The 17,960-nt window shown below is 60.6% G+C and carries 18 protein-coding genes; 7 read left to right on the top strand and 11 right to left on the bottom strand.

Annotation, left to right across the window (positions count from 1 at the left end; translation table 11 throughout):
• Nucleotides 1-40: 40 nt before the first annotated feature.
• The 4 genes from FHL16_RS24905 (at nucleotide 41) to pdxH (ending at nucleotide 5,792) form a co-directional block, all read left to right on the top strand.
• Entirely contained in the window at nucleotides 41-2,551 is a 2,511-nt protein-coding gene (locus FHL16_RS24905; RefSeq protein WP_077749572.1) for a beta-galactosidase, read from the top strand.
• Nucleotides 2,552-2,754: 203 nt separating this feature from the next.
• Nucleotides 2,755-3,900 (top strand): serine hydrolase domain-containing protein, encoded by a 1,146-nt coding sequence (locus tag FHL16_RS24900; RefSeq protein WP_077749571.1) that lies wholly within the window; start codon nucleotides 2,755-2,757, stop codon nucleotides 3,898-3,900.
• Between the two features lie 113 nt (nucleotides 3,901-4,013).
• Nucleotides 4,014-5,120: an OmpA family protein gene (locus FHL16_RS24895; protein ID WP_077749570.1), complete on the top strand. Its 1,107-nt coding sequence runs from the start codon at nucleotides 4,014-4,016 to the stop codon at nucleotides 5,118-5,120.
• A gap of 24 nt (nucleotides 5,121-5,144) precedes the next feature.
• Nucleotides 5,145-5,792 carry a pyridoxamine 5'-phosphate oxidase gene (gene pdxH, locus FHL16_RS24890; protein ID WP_010462613.1) on the top strand — a complete coding sequence of 216 codons (648 nt, stop codon included), beginning with the start codon at nucleotides 5,145-5,147 and terminating at the stop codon, nucleotides 5,790-5,792.
• Between the two features lie 5 nt (nucleotides 5,793-5,797).
• Here pdxH and FHL16_RS24885 read toward each other — a convergent pair whose 3' ends face one another.
• Complete coding sequence (locus FHL16_RS24885; RefSeq protein ID WP_077749569.1) at nucleotides 5,798-6,034, bottom strand: hypothetical protein; 237 nt, start codon at nucleotides 6,032-6,034, stop codon at nucleotides 5,798-5,800.
• A 166-nt stretch (nucleotides 6,035-6,200) separates the two neighbouring features.
• Here FHL16_RS24885 and FHL16_RS24880 point away from each other — a divergent pair, with 166 nt between their 5' ends.
• Complete coding sequence (locus tag FHL16_RS24880) at nucleotides 6,201-6,665, top strand: glycine zipper 2TM domain-containing protein (RefSeq protein WP_010462609.1); 465 nt, start codon at nucleotides 6,201-6,203, stop codon at nucleotides 6,663-6,665.
• A gap of 67 nt (nucleotides 6,666-6,732) precedes the next feature.
• On the opposite strand, the gene FHL16_RS24875 is transcribed toward FHL16_RS24880, so the two are convergent.
• From FHL16_RS24875 to nhaA, 3 genes are all read right to left on the bottom strand, one after another.
• Entirely contained in the window at nucleotides 6,733-6,984 is a 252-nt protein-coding gene (locus FHL16_RS24875; RefSeq protein WP_077749568.1) for a pyocin S6 family toxin immunity protein, read from the bottom strand.
• 11 nt (nucleotides 6,985-6,995) lie between these two features.
• On the bottom strand, nucleotides 6,996-8,186 hold the full coding sequence (locus FHL16_RS24870; RefSeq protein ID WP_077749567.1) for an S-type pyocin domain-containing protein: 1,191 nt from the start codon (nucleotides 8,184-8,186) through the stop codon (nucleotides 6,996-6,998).
• Between the two features lie 120 nt (nucleotides 8,187-8,306).
• Nucleotides 8,307-9,494, bottom strand: a complete 1,188-nt coding sequence (gene nhaA / locus FHL16_RS24865) for a Na+/H+ antiporter NhaA (protein ID WP_010462602.1) — start codon at nucleotides 9,492-9,494, stop codon at nucleotides 8,307-8,309.
• 237 nt (nucleotides 9,495-9,731) lie between these two features.
• On the opposite strand from nhaA, the gene FHL16_RS24860 reads away from it, so the two are divergent.
• A complete protein-coding gene (locus tag FHL16_RS24860) occupies nucleotides 9,732-10,829 on the top strand; it encodes a PLP-dependent cysteine synthase family protein (RefSeq protein ID WP_177346254.1) in 1,098 nt (365 codons plus the stop codon).
• Nucleotides 10,830-10,944: 115 nt separating this feature from the next.
• Here FHL16_RS24860 and FHL16_RS24855 read toward each other — a convergent pair whose 3' ends face one another.
• The 3 genes from FHL16_RS24855 to FHL16_RS24845 all read right to left on the bottom strand — a co-directional run bounded on the left by FHL16_RS24855 (nucleotide 10,945) and on the right by FHL16_RS24845 (nucleotide 14,087).
• A complete protein-coding gene (locus FHL16_RS24855) occupies nucleotides 10,945-12,558 on the bottom strand; it encodes an NAD(P)/FAD-dependent oxidoreductase (protein ID WP_077749565.1) in 1,614 nt (537 codons plus the stop codon).
• A 94-nt stretch (nucleotides 12,559-12,652) separates the two neighbouring features.
• Nucleotides 12,653-13,306, bottom strand: coding sequence for a COG3650 family protein (locus FHL16_RS24850; RefSeq protein ID WP_010462597.1), 654 nt, complete (start codon nucleotides 13,304-13,306; stop codon nucleotides 12,653-12,655).
• Nucleotides 13,307-13,487: 181 nt separating this feature from the next.
• Nucleotides 13,488-14,087, bottom strand: coding sequence for a short chain dehydrogenase (locus tag FHL16_RS24845; RefSeq protein WP_077749564.1), 600 nt, complete (start codon nucleotides 14,085-14,087; stop codon nucleotides 13,488-13,490).
• A gap of 105 nt (nucleotides 14,088-14,192) precedes the next feature.
• Here FHL16_RS24845 and FHL16_RS24840 point away from each other — a divergent pair, with 105 nt between their 5' ends.
• Nucleotides 14,193-15,107 carry a LysR family transcriptional regulator gene (locus FHL16_RS24840; RefSeq protein ID WP_010462593.1) on the top strand — a complete coding sequence of 305 codons (915 nt, stop codon included), beginning with the start codon at nucleotides 14,193-14,195 and terminating at the stop codon, nucleotides 15,105-15,107.
• A gap of 120 nt (nucleotides 15,108-15,227) precedes the next feature.
• Here FHL16_RS24840 and FHL16_RS24830 read toward each other — a convergent pair whose 3' ends face one another.
• The 4 genes from FHL16_RS24830 to FHL16_RS24815 are packed head-to-tail and all read right to left on the bottom strand — an operon-like array spanning nucleotide 15,228 to nucleotide 17,666.
• Nucleotides 15,228-15,722: a DoxX family protein gene (locus FHL16_RS24830; protein ID WP_077749563.1), complete on the bottom strand. Its 495-nt coding sequence runs from the start codon at nucleotides 15,720-15,722 to the stop codon at nucleotides 15,228-15,230.
• On the bottom strand, nucleotides 15,719-16,480 hold the full coding sequence (locus tag FHL16_RS24825) for an HvfC/BufC N-terminal domain-containing protein (RefSeq protein ID WP_077749582.1): 762 nt from the start codon (nucleotides 16,478-16,480) through the stop codon (nucleotides 15,719-15,721). Before FHL16_RS24825 ends, FHL16_RS24830 begins: the two co-directional genes overlap by 4 nt.
• The gene (gene bufB / locus FHL16_RS24820; protein WP_077749562.1) at nucleotides 16,477-17,331 is read right to left on the bottom strand and encodes an MNIO family bufferin maturase; all 855 of its coding nucleotides are present in this window, start codon (nucleotides 17,329-17,331) and stop codon (nucleotides 16,477-16,479) included. The genes FHL16_RS24825 and bufB overlap by 4 nt, the downstream gene beginning before the upstream one ends.
• Before the next feature lie 26 nt (nucleotides 17,332-17,357).
• Nucleotides 17,358-17,666 (bottom strand): BufA1 family periplasmic bufferin-type metallophore, encoded by a 309-nt coding sequence (locus FHL16_RS24815; RefSeq protein ID WP_010462585.1) that lies wholly within the window; start codon nucleotides 17,664-17,666, stop codon nucleotides 17,358-17,360.
• Nucleotides 17,667-17,960: the final 294 nt, after the last annotated feature.

Genomic DNA, 17,960 nt, shown 5'->3' with positions numbered 1-17,960 from the left:
CATTGGCCCATTGAGGGTCGTTCGGGAGAAACACGTTCCTATGATTCGCTGTTCGTTGCCTGCTGTTTTCGCCCTGATGTTCGCAGCCCCTTTGCTGGCAGCCCCTGCCGGCCAACAGACGCTGTTCAACTTTGTGCGCCCCGCCGATGTGGTCCAGGTGGCAACTCAGGATGCCAGCCTGCCGCAATCCAATGCGGAGCAAACGGCCGAAGGTGAAGTGCTGCGTCGGGTGACGTTCAACCCGGTGGCGCAACCGACCTTGCGTCTGACCCCGCAAACCGGCGCCTGGGACTGGTCCCAGTCAGGTGTCATGAGCTTGCGCATTCAGAGCGCGATGGACTGGGCCGTGACCCTGTACGTGAAAATCCAGAGCAACGATGGCAAGACCCTGATCAGTCGTGTCGATTTGCCGGCCGGACCGGCGCAGACCCTGCTGGTGCCGCTGCAACCGAGTTCGCCGCTGAGCCAGGGCATGAAGGCCGGGCCGCCGATGCCGATGACGTTTGACGGCCAACGGGTATTGCTGGCCAGCAGCGCCGGTGAGCTGGATCGCAGCCAGGTGGTGTCGGTGACGTTGTCGATGGATCAGCCGAAAGTAGCCCAAAGTATCTTGCTTGAGCGCTTTGGCGTGCAGGACGGTGAAGCGGTGACCAAGGCGGCATACGGCGGCCTGGTGGACGCCTACGGTCAATCGACCCGGGCCAAATGGCCGGAGAAGGTCGGTAGCGATGAGCAACTGAAAAGCGCCGCCGCCAAAGAACAGCAACAGACCAGAACCTGGCTCGCCGAGCGCCAGAAGTTGTCCCTGGACAAGTTCGGCGGCTGGAACAAAGGCCCGACATTCAAGGCCAGCGGCTTTTTCCGCACGGAAAAACGTGACGGTCGCTGGTACCTGGTGACCCCGGAAGGGCATCCGTTCTATTCGCTGGGGGTCAATACCGTTACCCCGGACGTCAACCAGACCTACATCGCCGGCCGCGAGTGGATGTTTGAATCCCTGCCAAAACCGGAAGAACCCTTGGCCAGTCATTATGGCGAAGGCGACAACCGTGGCGGCAACGGCGCCGATCAGGGCCGTGGTTATAACGCCGGTCGCTGGTACGATTTCTATGGCGCTAACTTGCAGCGCCTGTACGGCGAACCGTGCGCGCTGGGCAGCGACACCAAGGCCGGTGTCGCCGAAGCGGCCAAGGCTGATGCCGTCGAGGCCACGGCCGACAAGGCCGCCGATCAACCTGTCGCACCTACGACTGCCGAATCCGGCGTCGCCGAAGCCGCCAAGACCGGCGCGGAGGAAGCGACCGTCGCCAAAGCCGTCGAGCAAAAACCTGCTGAACCCTGCAAAGCCGTGGTTGATGAACAACGCTGGGCCAGCCATACCCTGGACCGCCTGCAGGCCTGGGGTTTCAACACGGTCGGCAACTGGAGCGCTCCGGCGCTGGCCAATGCTGACCGTGTGCCGTACACCTTGCCGCTGTCGATCGTCGGCGATTACGCCAGCATCAGCACCGGCACCGATTGGTGGGGCGGCATGCCCGACCCGTTCGACCCACGCTTCGCCATGGCCACCGAACGCGCCGTGGCCATCGCCGCCCGTGACCATCGCGACGATCCCTGGCTGATCGGTTACTTCGCCGACAACGAACTGGCCTGGGCCGGCCCCGGCGACGATCCGAAAGCCCGTTACGCACTGGCCTACGGCACCTTGAAAATGACCACCGACGTGCCGGCCAAACGGGCGTTTCTCAAGCAATTGCGCGACAAGTACCGCAATCAGGCCGGCCTTTCCAAGGCGTGGGGCATCGACTTGCCGGCCTGGGAATTGATGGAAGACCCGGGTTTCGTGCCGCCGCTGCCGAGCGCCGAACACCCGGAAATCGAAGCTGATTTCAAATACTTCCAGAAGGTCTTCGCCGATACCTACTTCAAGACCCTTTCCGATTCGCTCAAGTGGCACGCACCGAACCAGTTGCTGCTGGGCGGTCGCTTCGCCACCAGCACCCCGGAAGCCGTTGAGTCCTGCGCCCAGTATTGCGACGTACTGAGCTTCAACATGTACACCCTGCAACCGCAAGACGGCTATGACTTCGCCAAATTGCGCAGCCTGGACAAACCGGTGCTGATCACCGAGTTCAACTTCGGCTCCGCTGATCGCGGTCCTTTCTGGGGCGGCGTGACGCAGTTGGCCAAGGAAGAAGACCGTGGCCCGGCTTATGCCAACTTCCTCAAACAGGCGTTGAGCGAACCGTCGATTGTCGGCGTGCACTGGTTCCAGTACCTCGATCAACCGGTGACCGGACGTCTGCTGGATGGCGAGAACGGTCACTTTGGCCTGGTGGGCATTACCGATCTGCCGTTCCAGGGCTTTGTCGACAGCGTGCGCAAGAGCAACCTGGCGACCGTTGACCAGTTGGGCAAGGAGGCTGAGAAGGCCAAGGCTGCAGCAAATAAAGCCGCCCATGAAGGCGAGGGCGGTAAAAAAGGTGATGCGGGCAAAGGCGTGGGGCAAGGTGCGGACCATGCCGGTGGCCATTCGGCCAACGGTCACTGAGCCCTGCTCGACCGCGTTATCGTTCTTCGCGAGCAGGCTCGCTCCCACCATGGTGCTGCGTGATCCCTGGGGAGCGAGCCTGACGACAAATTTCTGATCCAATCCATGGGCAACCGACCGCCCGGCTCACGCCTGTTCCCAAAACCTTCAATGGCTGGAACAATGCGGGCCACTTTGTAGAACGATAGTCCGGGGAGTTGCGGGTGCAGATTCAGGGTCATTACGAGCTTAAGTTCGAAGCAGTACGCGAAGCGTTCGCGGCGCTGTTCGACGATCCTCAGGAACGTGGTGCGGCGTTGTGCATCCAGGTCGGTGGCGAAACCGTCCTCGACCTCTGGGCCGGTACCGCCGACAAGGATGGCCTTGAAGCCTGGCACAGCGACACTATCGCCAACCTGTTCTCCTGCACCAAGACCTTCACTGCCGTCACCGCCCTGCAATTGGTGGCCGAAGGCAAGCTGCAACTGGATGCCCCGGTGGCGCGCTACTGGCCCGAATTCGCCGCCGCCGGCAAAGACTCCGTCACCTTGCGCCAGTTGCTCTGCCATCAGGCCGGTCTGCCGGCACTGCGCGAGTTGCTGGCACCCGAAGCGCTCTACGACTGGTACACCATGGTCGATGCCCTTGCTGCCGAAACGCCGTGGTGGACACCGGGCGAAGGCCACGGTTACGCGGCAATCACCTATGGCTGGCTGGTGGGCGAGTTGCTGCGCCGTGCCGACGGTCGTGGGCCGGGCTCATCGATTGTGGCGCGGGTCGCCAAGCCGTTAGGGCTGGATTTCCATGTGGGCCTGGCGGACGAAGAGTTCCATCGCGTGGCGCACATCGCCCGCGGCAAGGGCAACGTTGGCGATGCGGCGGCCCAGCGCTTGCTGCAAGTGACTATGCGCGAGCCGACCGCCATGACCACCCGGGCCTTCACTAACCCGCCGTCGATCATGACCAGCACCAACAAACCCGAATGGCGCCGGATGCAACAACCCGCCGCCAATGGCCACGGTAACGCCCGTAGCCTTGCTGGTTTCTACGCCGGCCTGCTTGATGGCAGCCTGCTGGAAAGCGAAATGCTCGAGGAGCTGACCCGCGAACACAGCCTTGGCGAAGACAAGACTTTATTGACCCGGACCCGTTTTGGCCTGGGTTGCATGCTTGATCAACCGGACGTTCCCAATGCGACTTACGGCCTCGGCCCGCGGGCATTCGGCCATCCGGGCGCTGGCGGCTCCATCGGTTTTGCTGACCCGGAACATGATGTGGCCTTCGGATTTGTGACAAATACACTGGGGCCTTACGTCTTGATGGATCCGCGCGCGCAGAAGCTTGCGCGGGTACTGGCCACTTGTCTGTAATACGCACTCTCGGGCTCCAGGGCCGGAACCCGAAGGCCATTATGGTTTCCAACCGTCTGTTTATCCGGTCACGCCGGCCTGATTTTTTATGATTTCATTTTTGTGGATATCCAATGTCATTCAATAAAACCACCCTTGCCTTGGCCCTGTGTGTCGCGATCACCGGTTGTGCACAGACCCCACAAAATGATTCGGATGGCAGCAGCTGGTGGCCGTTCGGCTCCTCCGACAAAGTCGCGGCGAAAGAGCCGGCTCCGGCCCCGACCCCAGCCCCTTTGAAAACGGCCGCCGCGGCTCCAGTGACCAAAGCTGAAAGTTCCAACCCTTGGTACTGGCCGTTCGGCTCCGATGAAGCGCTCGACAAAAAGCCGGAAGTAAAACCCGAAGCCAAGCCTGTCGAAGTGGCCAAGGCTGAAGCTGAAGCCGGTGGAAAGTGGTGGTGGCCGTTCGGGGGTAAAGATCAACCCACCGCCAAAGCCGTGCCGATGCCGGATCCTAAAGTCACTCAAGCCTGGCTCGACGACTACGAGCCGCGCCTGCGTGAAGCGATCAAGGACAGCAATCTGCAACTTGAGCGTCGTGAAAACGTATTGGTCGTGACCGCGCCGGTAGAAGGCTCGTTCAACCCGGACCGTCCGGCCATGTTGCTGCCCGTGACCCTAGGCCCGTTCACTCGCGTCGCGAAAATCCTGGAAGTCGATCCTAAGACCGCCGTCCTGGTACTGGGTCACAGTGATACCTCGGGCGCCGCACCGGCCAACGTCAAACTGAGCCAGGAGCGTGCGCAAGCCGTCGCTGCGATCTTCCGCCTCAGCGGTTTGCAGCGTGATCGCCTGATGCTGCGCGGCATGGGCGGTGAAGCCCCTCGTGCAGCCAACGACAGCAACGAAGGTCGCGCCTTGAACCGTCGTGTGGAATTGCTGGTGACTCCGCAAAACACCATGGTCGCGTTGCTGAGCAAGTACAACATGCCGGCTCCGGCGCCCGTTCGCCTGGTCGCTGCCCAGGACGTCAAGCCAGTGGTCAAGCCTGTCACTCCTGCACCTGCGGCGAAAAAAGCGGCTGTGCCTGCTGCGAAAAAAGCCCCGGCCAAGAAAGCCGCCAAGGCTCCAGCCAAGAAGACACCGGCTAAAACCGCGACCCCGGCGAAAAAGACTGCCCCAGCAAAAGCCGCAGCGGCTGACAAGAAAGTCGCCGCTGCCGATGCTGCAAAGAAGTGATTCGTTAACCAAAAGGAATGCGCCATGACCCAGGGCCTGGCTGATATGCGTCGCGACTACACCCGTGACGGTCTGACCGAGGCGCAAGCCCCGGCCGAGCCGTTCGGACTGTTCCATCAGTGGTTTGCGGACGCGGTGAAAACCGAGCAACCGCCGGTGGAGGCCAATGCCATGACCCTGGCCACCGTCGATCAGGACGGTCGGCCGCATTGCCGCATTCTGCTGCTCAAGGGCCTGGACGAAGAGGGTTTCACCTTCTTCACCAACTACGACAGCGCCAAAGGCCAGCATCTGGCGGCAAACCCGTTCGCCGCCATGACGTTTTTCTGGCCGACCCTGGAGCGCCAGGTGCGCATCGAAGGGCGGGTGGTGAAGGTTACGGCTGAAGAGTCCGACGCCTATTTCCAGGTCCGCCCGCTGGGCAGTCGTCTCGGTGCCTGGGCTTCGCCCCAGAGCCGGGTGATCGCCGATCGTGCTGAACTGGAAGCGCTGCTCAAGAACACCGAGCAACGTTTCAGCGACACTCAACCGCACTGCCCGGAACATTGGGGCGGTTACCGCTTGCTACCCGAGCGCATCGAGTTCTGGCAAGGCCGTCCGAGCCGCCTGCACGATCGCCTCAACTACCGTTTGCAAGGCGCCGACTGGATTCTTGAACGTCTGGCACCTTAAGCAGTCTACCGATCGGGATAGCCTGCCGCAGCGGCTTCAAGCCACTGGGGCAGGTCCCGGCGCTTGATCTTCTGCGCCTGAGCGCTTGCCAGTTGCTCGAGCATGAACGCTTTTTTCTGCTCGTCTTTACCCGCCAGCGCCAACGCCAGATCGCGGTCCATCCAGCGCTTGATCCGCACGTACAGCCACCAGTGGAAGTACAAACCGGCGACCGTGGTGACAACAATGATGAAGTAATCCATGAAAATCCTTGGGTCAGTGGGGCAGGTTTTTCGGTTTGCCGCTACTGTGTGGTGAGTTCCGAGGCGCCTGTACCGAGCCTGAATGAAACCAATTTTATCCGGGCGATGCCGTGACAGACGTCAAGCTGCGGAGTTTAATGAATACTTGTCCTTTGGAGTTGATGCTATGCGTAAGTCTGTTCTGCTGGTTGCTTCCTTTTCCACGATGGCGATGTTGCTCACCGGCTGCCAATCGAGCCTGACCGGTGACTCCTATTCCCGTGACGAAGCGCGTCGTGTGCAGACCGTTCGCATGGGCACCATCGAATCCTTGCGTCCGGTGAAAATCGAAGGCACCAAGACCCCGATCGGCGGCGCAGCGGGCGCAGTGGTCGGTGGTGTCGGCGGTAGCGCCATCGGCGGCGGTAAAGGCAGCATCGTCGCTGCGGTCATCGGCGCCGTGGCGGGCGGCCTGCTCGGTTCAGCCACTGAAGAAGGCCTGACCCGCACCCAAGGCGTGGAAATCACCGTCCGTGAAGACGACGGCAGCATGCGCGCCTATGTGCAGCAGGTTCAGGAGAATGAAGTGTTCCGCGTGGGCGAGCGGGTGCGGATTGCGACTGTTGACGGTACGAGCCGCGTTACGCACTAAGCGGGAACGAGCGGTAAAAGAAAACCCCGGCCGGGTGACTGGTTGGGGTTTTGTTTGTTAAGGATTCTCACGGCGCGGCGCGGGGGCCTATGAAATATTCCAACCCCTCGGGTAAGTCGATTTCTAATAGTTCTGCAACCTGTAGGACTTGAGTGCCTGTCAGTTCCAGCTCCCCAGGCTCTATTTCTTCCAGTTTTTTTGACTCGGTCAATTGAGCCAATGCCTGGTTCATTTCATAGTCTTTGATGGTCAGTTGGAACTGCAATGAATCATCTTGTTTTTCATCAGGGTAAAAACCGGTGATGGATAAATAGCGCATAATTTTTCTCTTCAGTTTCTTGAGGTTCTTCTACCAGGCTTTGCCTTTTTGGTTCGCTCGCCGGTTACGTGATTGAATTCGCCCAAATGCACTCCGGATTTATCGTAAAGCTCTACAGCACCGCTTTTGGAGTCCCACTCATATATACGGCCTTTGCGGTCTAGCCATCGGGCTCGTTTTTTCCCTCCACCTCGAACTGAAACCTTCGGTTTTACGGGAAATGCATCAGGGAAGCCTGGGAGGGTTTCCGGATCATCGTAGTACTTATGATCCCCCGGCATGCTCATCACTACATAAACCGGATTTACCCCCGACCCCACCGGAAAAACAAGAATGAAATCCTTGTAATCAGGCGGATACACCGGATTCACAATAATCCCGTCAGCCGCTTTCGTCGGCGGATACACCCAAATATGCGGCGCTTGCGGAGCAGCCTCCAGCGCCGGAATCCCGAGAATGTCCGAACCATCCACTGCCGGTGTCCAGATCAGCTCAACCCCATCCCCTAGATCCGCCACCTGCTGACTGTCGCGCAAGGTGAACTGCACAACATCAACCATTTCCCAACCGCGGTTCTTGCCGGTGTAGAAGCCATAACCCTTGAGACGGCCATCCGCCTGTTGCTCGACCTGCAAGCGAACGCGGGTCCTGGCCTGTTTCAGAGCGCGCAACTGATCTTCGGTATACAGCGCGCTGTCGTCCAAGCTTGGCGTCCAGAACAGCGCGACCACCGTAGCCAGCGCGGTGGCCCCGGCGGCGCCGATTGCGGCCACCGGAGCCGCGAGCGTCGGAGCACTCAGGGCGAGTCGGCCAATGCCGAGCGAGAGGGTACTGCCGCTGATGGTTTCGAGATTCAGCTGCCCGGCATCGTCCGCTTCGCGGGCACCCAGCCAGGCGATTTCCCCGTAATCCTTGAGGCTGTCGGTGGGTACCATGCCCGAAGGATTCGAGTAGTCGATGATGTCGTCCGGCAGTTTGCAGGACTTGGCGAAGACGCACCCGGCACGAACATATTCGTCCCTTTTGGGGGCGATCTCATGACTGAGCTCGAAGGCCTCTTGCCTGGCGAGCATGGCGTCGTAAGCGTTTTGTCGGGTGTCCCGCTCGGCCAGTTCGGAGGCCGTCATGAAGCGGTGAGTGACGTGGTGTCCGTCGCCGGACGGTGGGTTTTTAACCCGGGGGATATCCTTGTTTCCAGCCATTGATCTTCCTTGCGCTCGCACATCGACAGCCCCGGACAAGGGGCTGTGCGACGTTAACGAACGAGGTCAAACGTGGCTGTAGGACGAATCCTGATTGTCGTTAAGAGGGGTCTCTTTCGCTCAGGATGGCAGTGCGGTGCGCTTGCGGCTCGCTGCCGCTGTCACCGCGTAACCGATCAATGCCGCCAGAATCGAACCGGTCAAAATACCCATCCGGTCCATTCCGGCGTATTCACTGACACCCGGCTCGAAGGCCAGGGAGCCGACAAACAGGCTCATGGTGAAGCCGATACCACAGAGGATCGCGACACCCAGCACCTGGCCCCAGTTGGCGCCTTGGGGCAGGGCGGCGATGCCGATTTTCACGGCCAGCCAGGTCAGGCCGAACACACCGACGGTTTTGCCCAGCAGCAGGCCCACCGCAATGCCCATCGGCACGTGGTGAGTGAAGCTTTCCATGGTCACGCCGCTGAGCGACAGGCCGGCGTTGGCGAAGGCGAACAGCGGCAGAATGCCGTAGGCCACCCAGGGATGCAGGGCGTGTTCGAGGGTCAGCAGCGGTGACGGTTCGGCATTTTTTGTGCGCAAGGGAATGCAGAACGCCAGGGTCACACCAGCCAGCGTCGCGTGGACGCCGCTCTTGAGCACGCAGACCCAGAGGATCAAACCGATGATCATGTACGGCCCGAGCTTGACCACGCCGAGCCGGTTCATCGCAATCAAGGCGACGATGCACGACGCAGCCAATGCCAGCGAAAGTGTCGACAGCGTGCCGGAGTAGAAGATCGCAATGACGATAATGGCGCCGAGGTCGTCAATGATCGCGAGGGTCATCAGGAACAGTTTCAGCGACACCGGCACGCGCTTGCCTAGCAGGGCGAGAACGCCGAGGGCGAAGGCGATGTCAGTGGCCATCGGGATGGCCCAGCCACTCAGGGCTGCCGGGTTGTCACGATTGAGAAACCAGTAGAGGAGTGCCGGAACGACCATGCCGCCAATCGCTGCCGCGCCGGGCAGGACGATCTGCGAAGGTTTCGACAGCTGGCCGTCGAGGACTTCGCGCTTCACTTCCAGGCCGATCAGCAGGAAAAACAGGGCCATCAGGCCGTCGTTGATCCACAGCAGCGCCGGTTTGGCGATTTGCAGCGCACCGATCTGCGCCACCACCGGCGTGTCGAGGAAACTGCTGTACAGCCACGACAACGGGGAGTTGTTGATGATCAAAGCCAGGGCTGCCGCGGCGATCAATAACAGACCGCTGGCAGCTTCCAACTGAAAGAAACGCGTGAAAGTGCTACGCAGAGGCAAGGTCGCTCTCCATCGAAAAATCAAAAAGGTGGCACACCCTAACCCGTACCGTTGGTTGTTAAAACAAAAGTTATATTCTTTTTTGTTATATACCGTTACAACGCAAGGGGTTGGCACGGAGATGAGCCTAGCAGTTGCCAAACGTATTGGGCCTCAGCTGTATCTGTGCGTGGCGTGGGATTTTTCCTAAGCTTATGGGCTGAGCCTTGCACGAAGGCCGACTCAACGAGAAAAACCATCATGAGCGACAACCGACAGTGGGCCCGCGAAGCCATCCGGATCATCGAAGCCGACTTCCAGCGCAGCGCCGACACCCACCTGATCCCTTTGCCGCTCCCGGGGTTTACGGGCATCGAGCTGTACTTCAAGGACGAGTCCAGCCATCCCACCGGCAGCCTCAAGCACCGGCTGGCGCGCTCGTTGTTCCTCTATGCCTTGTGCAACGGCTGGCTCAAACCTGGCGCGCCGGTGATTGAAGCGTCCAGCGGTTCGACGGCGATTTCCGAGGCTTACTTCGCCAGGTTGCTGGGCTTGCCGTTCATTGCGGTGATGCCGGCGACCACGTCCAAAGAGAAGATCGCGCAGATCGCGTTCTACGGCGGCAAGAGTCATCTGGTCGACGATCCGACGCAGATCTACGCCGAGTCCGAGCGCCTGGCCCGCGAACATGACGGGCATTTCATCGACCAGTTCACCTACGCCGAACGCGCCACTGACTGGCGGGCGAACAACAACATCGCCGAGTCGATCTTCCAGCAAATGCGTTTTGAACGGCACCCCGAGCCGAGCTGGCTGATTTCCAGTCCCGGCACCGGCGGTACCACCGCGACGCTGGGTCGATACGTGCGTTATCGCCAGCATTGCACCCGCGTGTTGTGCGCCGATGCCGAGCGTTCGGTGTTCTTCGATTTCTACCAGACGGGGGATGCCAGCCTGCGACTCGACCATGGTTCTCGGATTGAAGGCATTGGCCGGCCACGGGTCGAGGCGTCGTTTCTGCCCAAGGTGATCGATGCGATGGTCAAGGTGCCGGACGCGTTGTCGCTGGCAGCCATGCATTACCTGGCGCAACGTTTGGGACGGCGTGTCGGCGGGTCGAGCGGGACCAACCTGATCGGTGCCTTGATGGCGGCCGGGCAGATGGCAGCGGCGGGGGAGTCGGGGTCGATCGTGGCGATTCTGTGCGACGGCGGCGAGCGGTATGAGACCAGCTATTACGACCAGGATTGGCTCAAGGCCCAAGGGTATGAGTTGAGTGGGTTGATGGAGGTTGTGGCGGGGAGTGTCGAGCGCGGTGAACCGCTTCCCGCCAACGTTTTACGCGCGAATATCTGATACCACCCCCCCTGTAGGAGCGAGGCTTGCCCGCGAAGAGGTTAACGCGGTCTTCCTAAAAGACCGCGTCAATTTCTTCGCGGGCAAGCCTCGCTCCGACAAGTGGGGTGTTGCTTCAGGCTTCCAGGCCGAGGATGTCGCGGGCCACGGCTTCGGCGATCCGAATCCCGTCGACACCCGCCGACAGAATCCCGCCCGCATAACCCGCGCCTTCACCCGCCGGGAACAGACCTTTCACGTTCAGGCTCTGCATCGACTCGTTGCGGGTAATGCGCAGCGGCGACGAGGTGCGCGTCTCGATCCCGGTCAACACCGCGTCATGCAGCGAGTAACCGCGAATCTGCTTTTCGAACGCCGGCAGAGCTTCACGAATGGCTTCAATGGCAAACGCAGGCAGAGCCAGCGCCAGATCACCCAAGGCAACACCCGGTTTATAGGACGGTTCTACGCTGCCCAACTCGGTGGACGGCTTGCCGGCGATGAAGTCACCGACCAACTGCGCCGGGGCTTCGTAGTTGCTGCCGCCCAACACGTAAGCGTGGGATTCCAAGCGTTCCTGCAACTCGATACCCGCCAGCGGGCCGCCCGGGTAATCGACTTCCGGGGTGATCCCGACGACGATCCCGGAGTTGGCGTTACGCTCGTTACGCGAGTATTGGCTCATGCCGTTAGTGACCACGCGGCCCGGCTCGGATGTCGCCGCTACCACGGTGCCGCCCGGACACATGCAGAAGCTGTACACCGAGCGACCGTTCTTGGCGTGGTGCACCAGTTTGTAGTCGGCCGCCCCGAGTTTCGGGTGGCCGGCGTACTTGCCCAGGCGTGCGCGGTCGATCAGCGATTGCGGGTGCTCGATGCGGAAGCCCACCGAGAACGGCTTGGCTTCCATGAACACGCCACGGCTGTGAAGCATGCGGAAGGTGTCCCGGGCGCTGTGGCCCAAGGCAAGAATCACGTGTTTCGAATGAATCTGTTCGCCACCATTGAGCTCGACGCCGACCAGTTGGCCGTCCTCGATCAACACGTCGGTGACCCGCTGCTGGAAGCGCACTTCGCCGCCCAGCGCGCGAATCTGCTCGCGCATGTTCTCCACGACGCCGGTCAGTCGGAACGTACCGATGTGCGGTTTGCTGACGTAGAGGATTTCTTCCGGGGCGCCGGCCTTGACGAACTCGTGCAGGACTTTGCGACCGATGAATTTCGGGTCCTTGATCTGGCTATAGAGCTTGCCGTCGGAGAACGTCCCCGCGCCGCCCTCGCCAAACTGCACGTTGGATTCAGGGTTGAGTACGCTTTTGCGCCACAGGCCCCAGGTGTCTTTGGTGCGCTGACGCACTTCGGTGCCGCGTTCGAGGATGATCGGCTTGAAGCCCATTTGCGCCAGCAGCAGCCCGGCGAAAATCCCGCATGGACCAAAACCCACGACGACAGGGCGTTGCTCAAGATCCGCCGGCGCCTGGCCGACCACTTTGTAGCTGACATCCGGTGCCACGTTGACGTTACGGTCATCGGCGAACTTGTGCAGCAACGCGGCCTCATCCCTGGCGGTGAGGTCGATGGTGTAGATGAAGCACAGTTCAGAGGACTTTTTGCGCGCATCGTAGCTGCGCTTGAACAAGGTGAAATCGAGCAGGTCATCGCTGGCGATGCCCAGGCGCTGCACGATGGCAGGGCGCAGGTCTTCATCGGGATGGTCGATCGGCAACTTGAGTTCGGTGATTCGTAACATGACGGGATCCGGTTCGCGGGGCGCACAACTGCGCCAAGGCGTTTGAAGGCGGCGATTATAAGCCCCAAACGCCGGTCCCGTGAGGCAAAAACGATCAGTCGTTACGCGAGCCGCCGAAATACCCGCAACCGCGTTGCACCTGACCATCGATGCGCAGCTCGGCGCTCATGTGCTGGACGCTGCCGGTGGTGCTGTCGACGCAACGTTGCGGCGCGACCCACAGTTCGATGTGCTGGTTATTGGCTTCGGTGCTGAGATTGAAACGGCCATCGCCCAGCTGTTCTTCAACATAGGGCACGGCCAGGGGCGGCTGGCCGGCACGGTCGATAACCATGCCTTTGCCGCTGACCTTGACGTTCCACTCTGGCGAGTGGCCGGCGGCGCGCAGGATCAGCAATTTGAAATTGGGATCGTCGCAGGCGGCGCCGGAGCGTTCGACGCGGTACAGCTGTTCAAGATCAAGGCGACTGTCGACGATTTGCCCACGCACGTCGGCGAACAGCTTGCCCTGGGCATCGGCGAGGGCCGCGGCCTCTTGCAAGACGCTGGTGCCACCGCTGTCATTGACCACATAACTGCGCTGTTCATTGCACGGCTGGAACAGCAACTTGCCGTCCGCTGCCGTCAACTGGCCCTGAAGGCGGGTCTGGCCCACGTGGGAGGCGCTTTCACGCGGGCCATCAAACAATTGGCAGGCGGCAAACAGCGGAAGCAGGGCGACAAGGACTAAGGAACGGGCAACACGCATCTTTGGCTCTCCAGACAAGTGCCGCCACGTTACGCAGCCTGACCGTTCATCACAACCCCAGCGATGTTCGATCTCCTGTAGGAGCGAAGCTTGCTCGCGAAGGGGCCAGTGCATCCAGCATCGTCATGAATGACAGAACGCTTTCGCGAGCAAGCTTCGCTCCTACAGTGAGGGTGGTGTGTCAGCCGACGTGAAAGGTCTGGCCGGTCTGTAGGCCCTCTACGCTTTTGGCGTAGGCCAATGCCACATCCGCTGCGGGAACCGGCTTGTAGCCCCGGAAGTACGGCGCGTAACTGCCCATGGCTTCGAGCAGAACGGCCGGGCTGATCGAGTTCACCCGCAAGCCGCGGGGCAGTTCGATGGCCGCCGCACGCACAAAGCTGTCCAGCGCGCCGTTGACCAATGCCGCCGAGGCGCCGCTGCGAATCGGGTCGTGGCTGAGCACGCCAGTGGTCAAGGTGAACGAGGCGCCGTCATTGGCGAATTCACGGCCGATCAGCAGCAGGTTGACCTGGCCCATCAGCTTGTCTTTCAAGCCCAGCGCAAAGCTTTCTTCGCTCATTTCATCCAGCGGTGCAAAGGTCACGTTGCCGGCAGCGCAGACCAGCGCATCGAATTTACCGGTTTGCTCGAACAGCTTGCGGATCGAGGCGCTGTCGCTGATATCCACATTGAAGTCGCCGCTGTTACGGCCGATGCGAATGATGTCATGGCGCTGGGACAGTTCCTTGTCGACCGCTGAACCGATGGTGCCACCTGCGCCTATCAAAAGAATTTTCATCGTGCTGTTCCTCGAAGTGGTTGAACGAGGTTGCAGTCTAGAGTGGTTTTTTCCATTGATAAGCGCGCTAATAGGCAACCTTTGGTTTTCAAATGGAAACAATCCATGAGCGAGATGGATGATCTGGCAGCCTTTGCGGTGTTGATCGAAGCGGGCAGTTTCACCCTGGCGGCGCAGCAATTGGGCTGCAGCAAGGGGCAGTTGTCCAAGCGCATCAGCTTGCTGGAAACACGGTTCTCCGTTGTCTTGTTGCAACGCACCACCCGCCGTTTGAGTTTGACGGCGGCGGGCGCGGCGCTGTTGCCTCAAGCCCAGGCGCTGGTGGTTCAAGTCGAAAAGGCGCGTCAGGCGTTGGCGCGGTTGAAGGACGACATGGCCGGACCGGTGCGCATGACGGTTCCGGTCTCGCTGGGGGAAACCTTCTTCGATGGCTTGTTGCTGGAATTTTCCCGCCAATATCCCGAGGTGCAGATCGAGTTGGACCTCAACAACAGCTTTCACGATTTGTCCCGAGACGGTTTTGACCTGGCCATCCGCTCCGAAGTGGCCAATGACCAACGCTTGGTCGCGCGTCCTCTGCTGGCCTGGCACGAAATGACCTGCGCCAGCCCGGCCTATCTCGAACAGTACGGTGAGCCGCAGACGCCCCAGGCGTTGGCGGACCATCGCTGTCTGCTCAACAGCCATTACAGCGGTCGCGAAGAATGGCTGTATCACCAGCAGCACGAGTTGCTGCGGGTGCGGGTGTCGGGTCCGTTTGCCAGCAATCACTACAGCCTGTTGAAAAAAGCAGCGCTGGCAGGGGCCGGCATTGCGCGGTTGCCTTCCTACCTGCTGCAAACGGAATTGGCTGACGGGCGATTGCGCTGGCTCCTGCGTGATTATCAGACGCGGAGCATGCCGATGTACCTGGTGCATCCGTATCAGGGCGGACTGCCCAAACGCACGCAGGTGTTGGCGGACTACTTGATTGATTGGTTTAAACGCAGCGGCGAGGCATTAGCGCGTCTTCAGCAATAGCCGCCCACATCCAACCCCTTGTAGGGGTGAGCCTGCTCGCGATAGCGGTGTGACATTCAGCATTGATGTTGACTGACACAGCGCTATCGCGAGCAGGCTCACTCCCACAGGGGAAGGTGTTTACCGGGCGAAATGTCGGGCGATCAGATGATCGATCGACAATTTCCCCGGCCCGGTCGCCATCAGGTACAGCAACACCGCCGCCCAAGTGCCATGGGTCGGGTAGGCGTCGGGGTAAACGAACAGTTGAATGGTCAGGGTCATGCCCAGCAAGGCCAGCGCCGAAAATCGCGTGGCGAAGCCGATCAGGATCAACATCGGGAAGACATGCTCGGCGAAGGCGGCCAGGTGCGCCGCCAGTTCCGGGGACAGCAATGGCACGTGGTACTCGCTCTGGAACAGCGGGATGGTCGAGTCCGCCAGATGCGGCACGCCAAGCTGGAAGGAGCCGTCAAACAGGTCGATGGCCAGGCCTTCGACCTTGGTTTGCCCGGACTTCCAGAACACTGCCGCAATCGAGAAGCGCGCGATAAAGGCGATCAGACTGCGGGGAATCATCTCCAGTAACGCGATGGCGCGAACGATGGGGTTCTGTGATTCGGTCCGGATGTTCATGGCGATACCTTGTTGTTATGCAAGTGAGTGATGGCGTTCCGGCTGATCAGCAGCGCCAGGGTTTGGCTGAGGTCGAAGGCGGGGGCGGCTTCCAGCGCCTGCATCAGTGACTGGCCGTTTTGCAGATACTGGATGAACGCGCTGGCACCTTGATCAAGGGCGAATACTTCAACGTCCAGGCCATTGCGCAACACCAGCGCGTGTTGTCCCTGGCTCAGGTCAATCCCCGCCAGCGTTGTTTCCTGTTGATGCGCCGCCCAGATCGCCACCACCGCGAAGGCAGAACTCAACAGGTTGAGGGAGGGATGAAGTTCGACGGTGAGCTCGCTCAGGGCTTGCGGGTCGGCCAGTGCTGCGGCGATCTGCTCATGCTCCAGGGGCTGCGCATCGGCCGCGTGATACGCGATGACGCGCAGGCGCTCCAATCGGGCGACATCGGCCAGATAAGGCACGCTGGCGGCGGGCGCAAAGCCTTCGATGAAGGCTGCGAAATCGTGCCCGTAGTCATTCATCAACGGGCTGCGGGGCGGGGAGCCGTGCACATGAACACCGGCCATGGCCCGGAAGAATTCATCGCCGACCAATTGCACAACCACGGGGTAACTGTCCGCCAACGCGTTGATCAGCGAGGCCTGCACATTGTTGCGATACACCGCGAAACGGCTGGCCGGATCGGCGCCATTGACGCTGAGTAATCCGTCAGGGCAGGGCCGCTCCGGATCAAGCAGGGCGGCGGCGAAATCGGCGTGATTGCTCATGACCGGACCTCGGCGCATCGCAACAACTCATCGGCCTGACGCGCTTCGGCGTGTAATACGCCGAAGGCTGGCACCTGATTGTCGCGTTCGATCAGCGTTGCTACTGGCCCGACACGCTCCAGCACTTGCACGTACAGCGCCCACACGGCGTTGTCGATGGGCGCGCCGTGATCGTCGATCAACAGACGGTCACCGAGGCTGTCGGTGTCTTCGGCAAATCCGGCCAGATGAATCTCGCCGACGGCATGAAGGGGCAGGGCATCGATGTAGGCCACAGGATCGCGTTGATGATTGATGCTCGACACGTAAACGTTGTTCACGTCCAGCAACAGCCCGCAGCCTGTGCGGCGAATGACTTCGCTGATGAAGTCGGCCTCATCGATCGTCGAGCGTTTGAACGCCAGGTACGTCGCCGGGTTCTCCAGCAGCATTGGGCGTTTGAGGGTGGTTTGCACCTGGTCGATGTGTTCGCAGACGCGGTTCAACGTCGCGTTGTCGTAGGCCAGTGGCAGCAAGTCGTTGAGGAACACCGGGCCATGGCTGGACCAGGCCAGGTGTTCGGAAAAGAAGTGGGGTTGGTAGCGCTCGATCAGTTCGGCAAGGCGTTGCAGGTGTTGCACATCCAGCGGACCTTCGGCACCGATGGACAGGCCAACGCCATGCAGCGACAGCGGATACTGCTCGCGGATCAACCCCAGGTAATGATGAAAAGGGCCGCCGGCCACCATGTAGTTTTCGGCGTGGACTTCGAAGAAGCCGATGTCCGGCTTTGAACCGAGCACTTCACGCAAGTGCCCGGTCTTGAGCCCCAGCCCGGCGCGGGGCGGGAGCCCGAACAGTGAATTGTTCATGGTCGACACTCAGGCTGGGAGGCGGATCAGGCTTTGGCTTTGAAGGCTTCCATCTGACCGAAACCGGTCGGCGAGGTTTTGCTTTCGGTGGTGGCGCACGTGCCTTTCGGAACGAGTTTCCAGGCGTTTGCCTGGTGGTCCATCTTGGCAGTACCGGCGCAGGTGGTGCCTGCACCTGCGGCGCAATCGTTATGACCTTTCATGGCCACGCCGAAGCATTTTTCCATGTTGCTGTTGTCGGCGGCCTGGACGGTGGAGACAGCGGCCATGCTCAGCGCAGAACCAAGGGCCAGAACGAGGGCGGTGGCGGACAGGGTGCGGGTGGTAGCAGTCATGATGTTTCTCCGTTGTTTGAGTTTTGGTAAGCCGCGTGTGTGCTGGCTTACCCCTCTAGAGAGAGGTCATCGCGATGCGTTACAGCCCAGTGCAAAACTTTTTTAAAAACCTCAAAACACCACCGAGCCCTTGTGGGAGTGAGCCTGCTCGCGATAGCTGTTTCGCCTTCAACGGTTTTGTTGACTGACACTCCGCTATCGCGAGCAGGTTCGCTCCCACAGGGGGTCTTTATTGCCGTGAAGGTTTATGGCGGGCACAAAAAAACGGCCCGAAGGCCGTTTTTTGTTTACCGC

It is taken from the genome of Pseudomonas sp. FSL W5-0299 (assembly GCF_005930655.1).
Taxonomy (GTDB): Bacteria; Pseudomonadota; Gammaproteobacteria; order Pseudomonadales; family Pseudomonadaceae; genus Aquipseudomonas; species Aquipseudomonas mandelii.
Note: the sequence above shows the minus strand (reverse complement) of the source record. Positions and strands in the feature narration are given on the sequence as shown.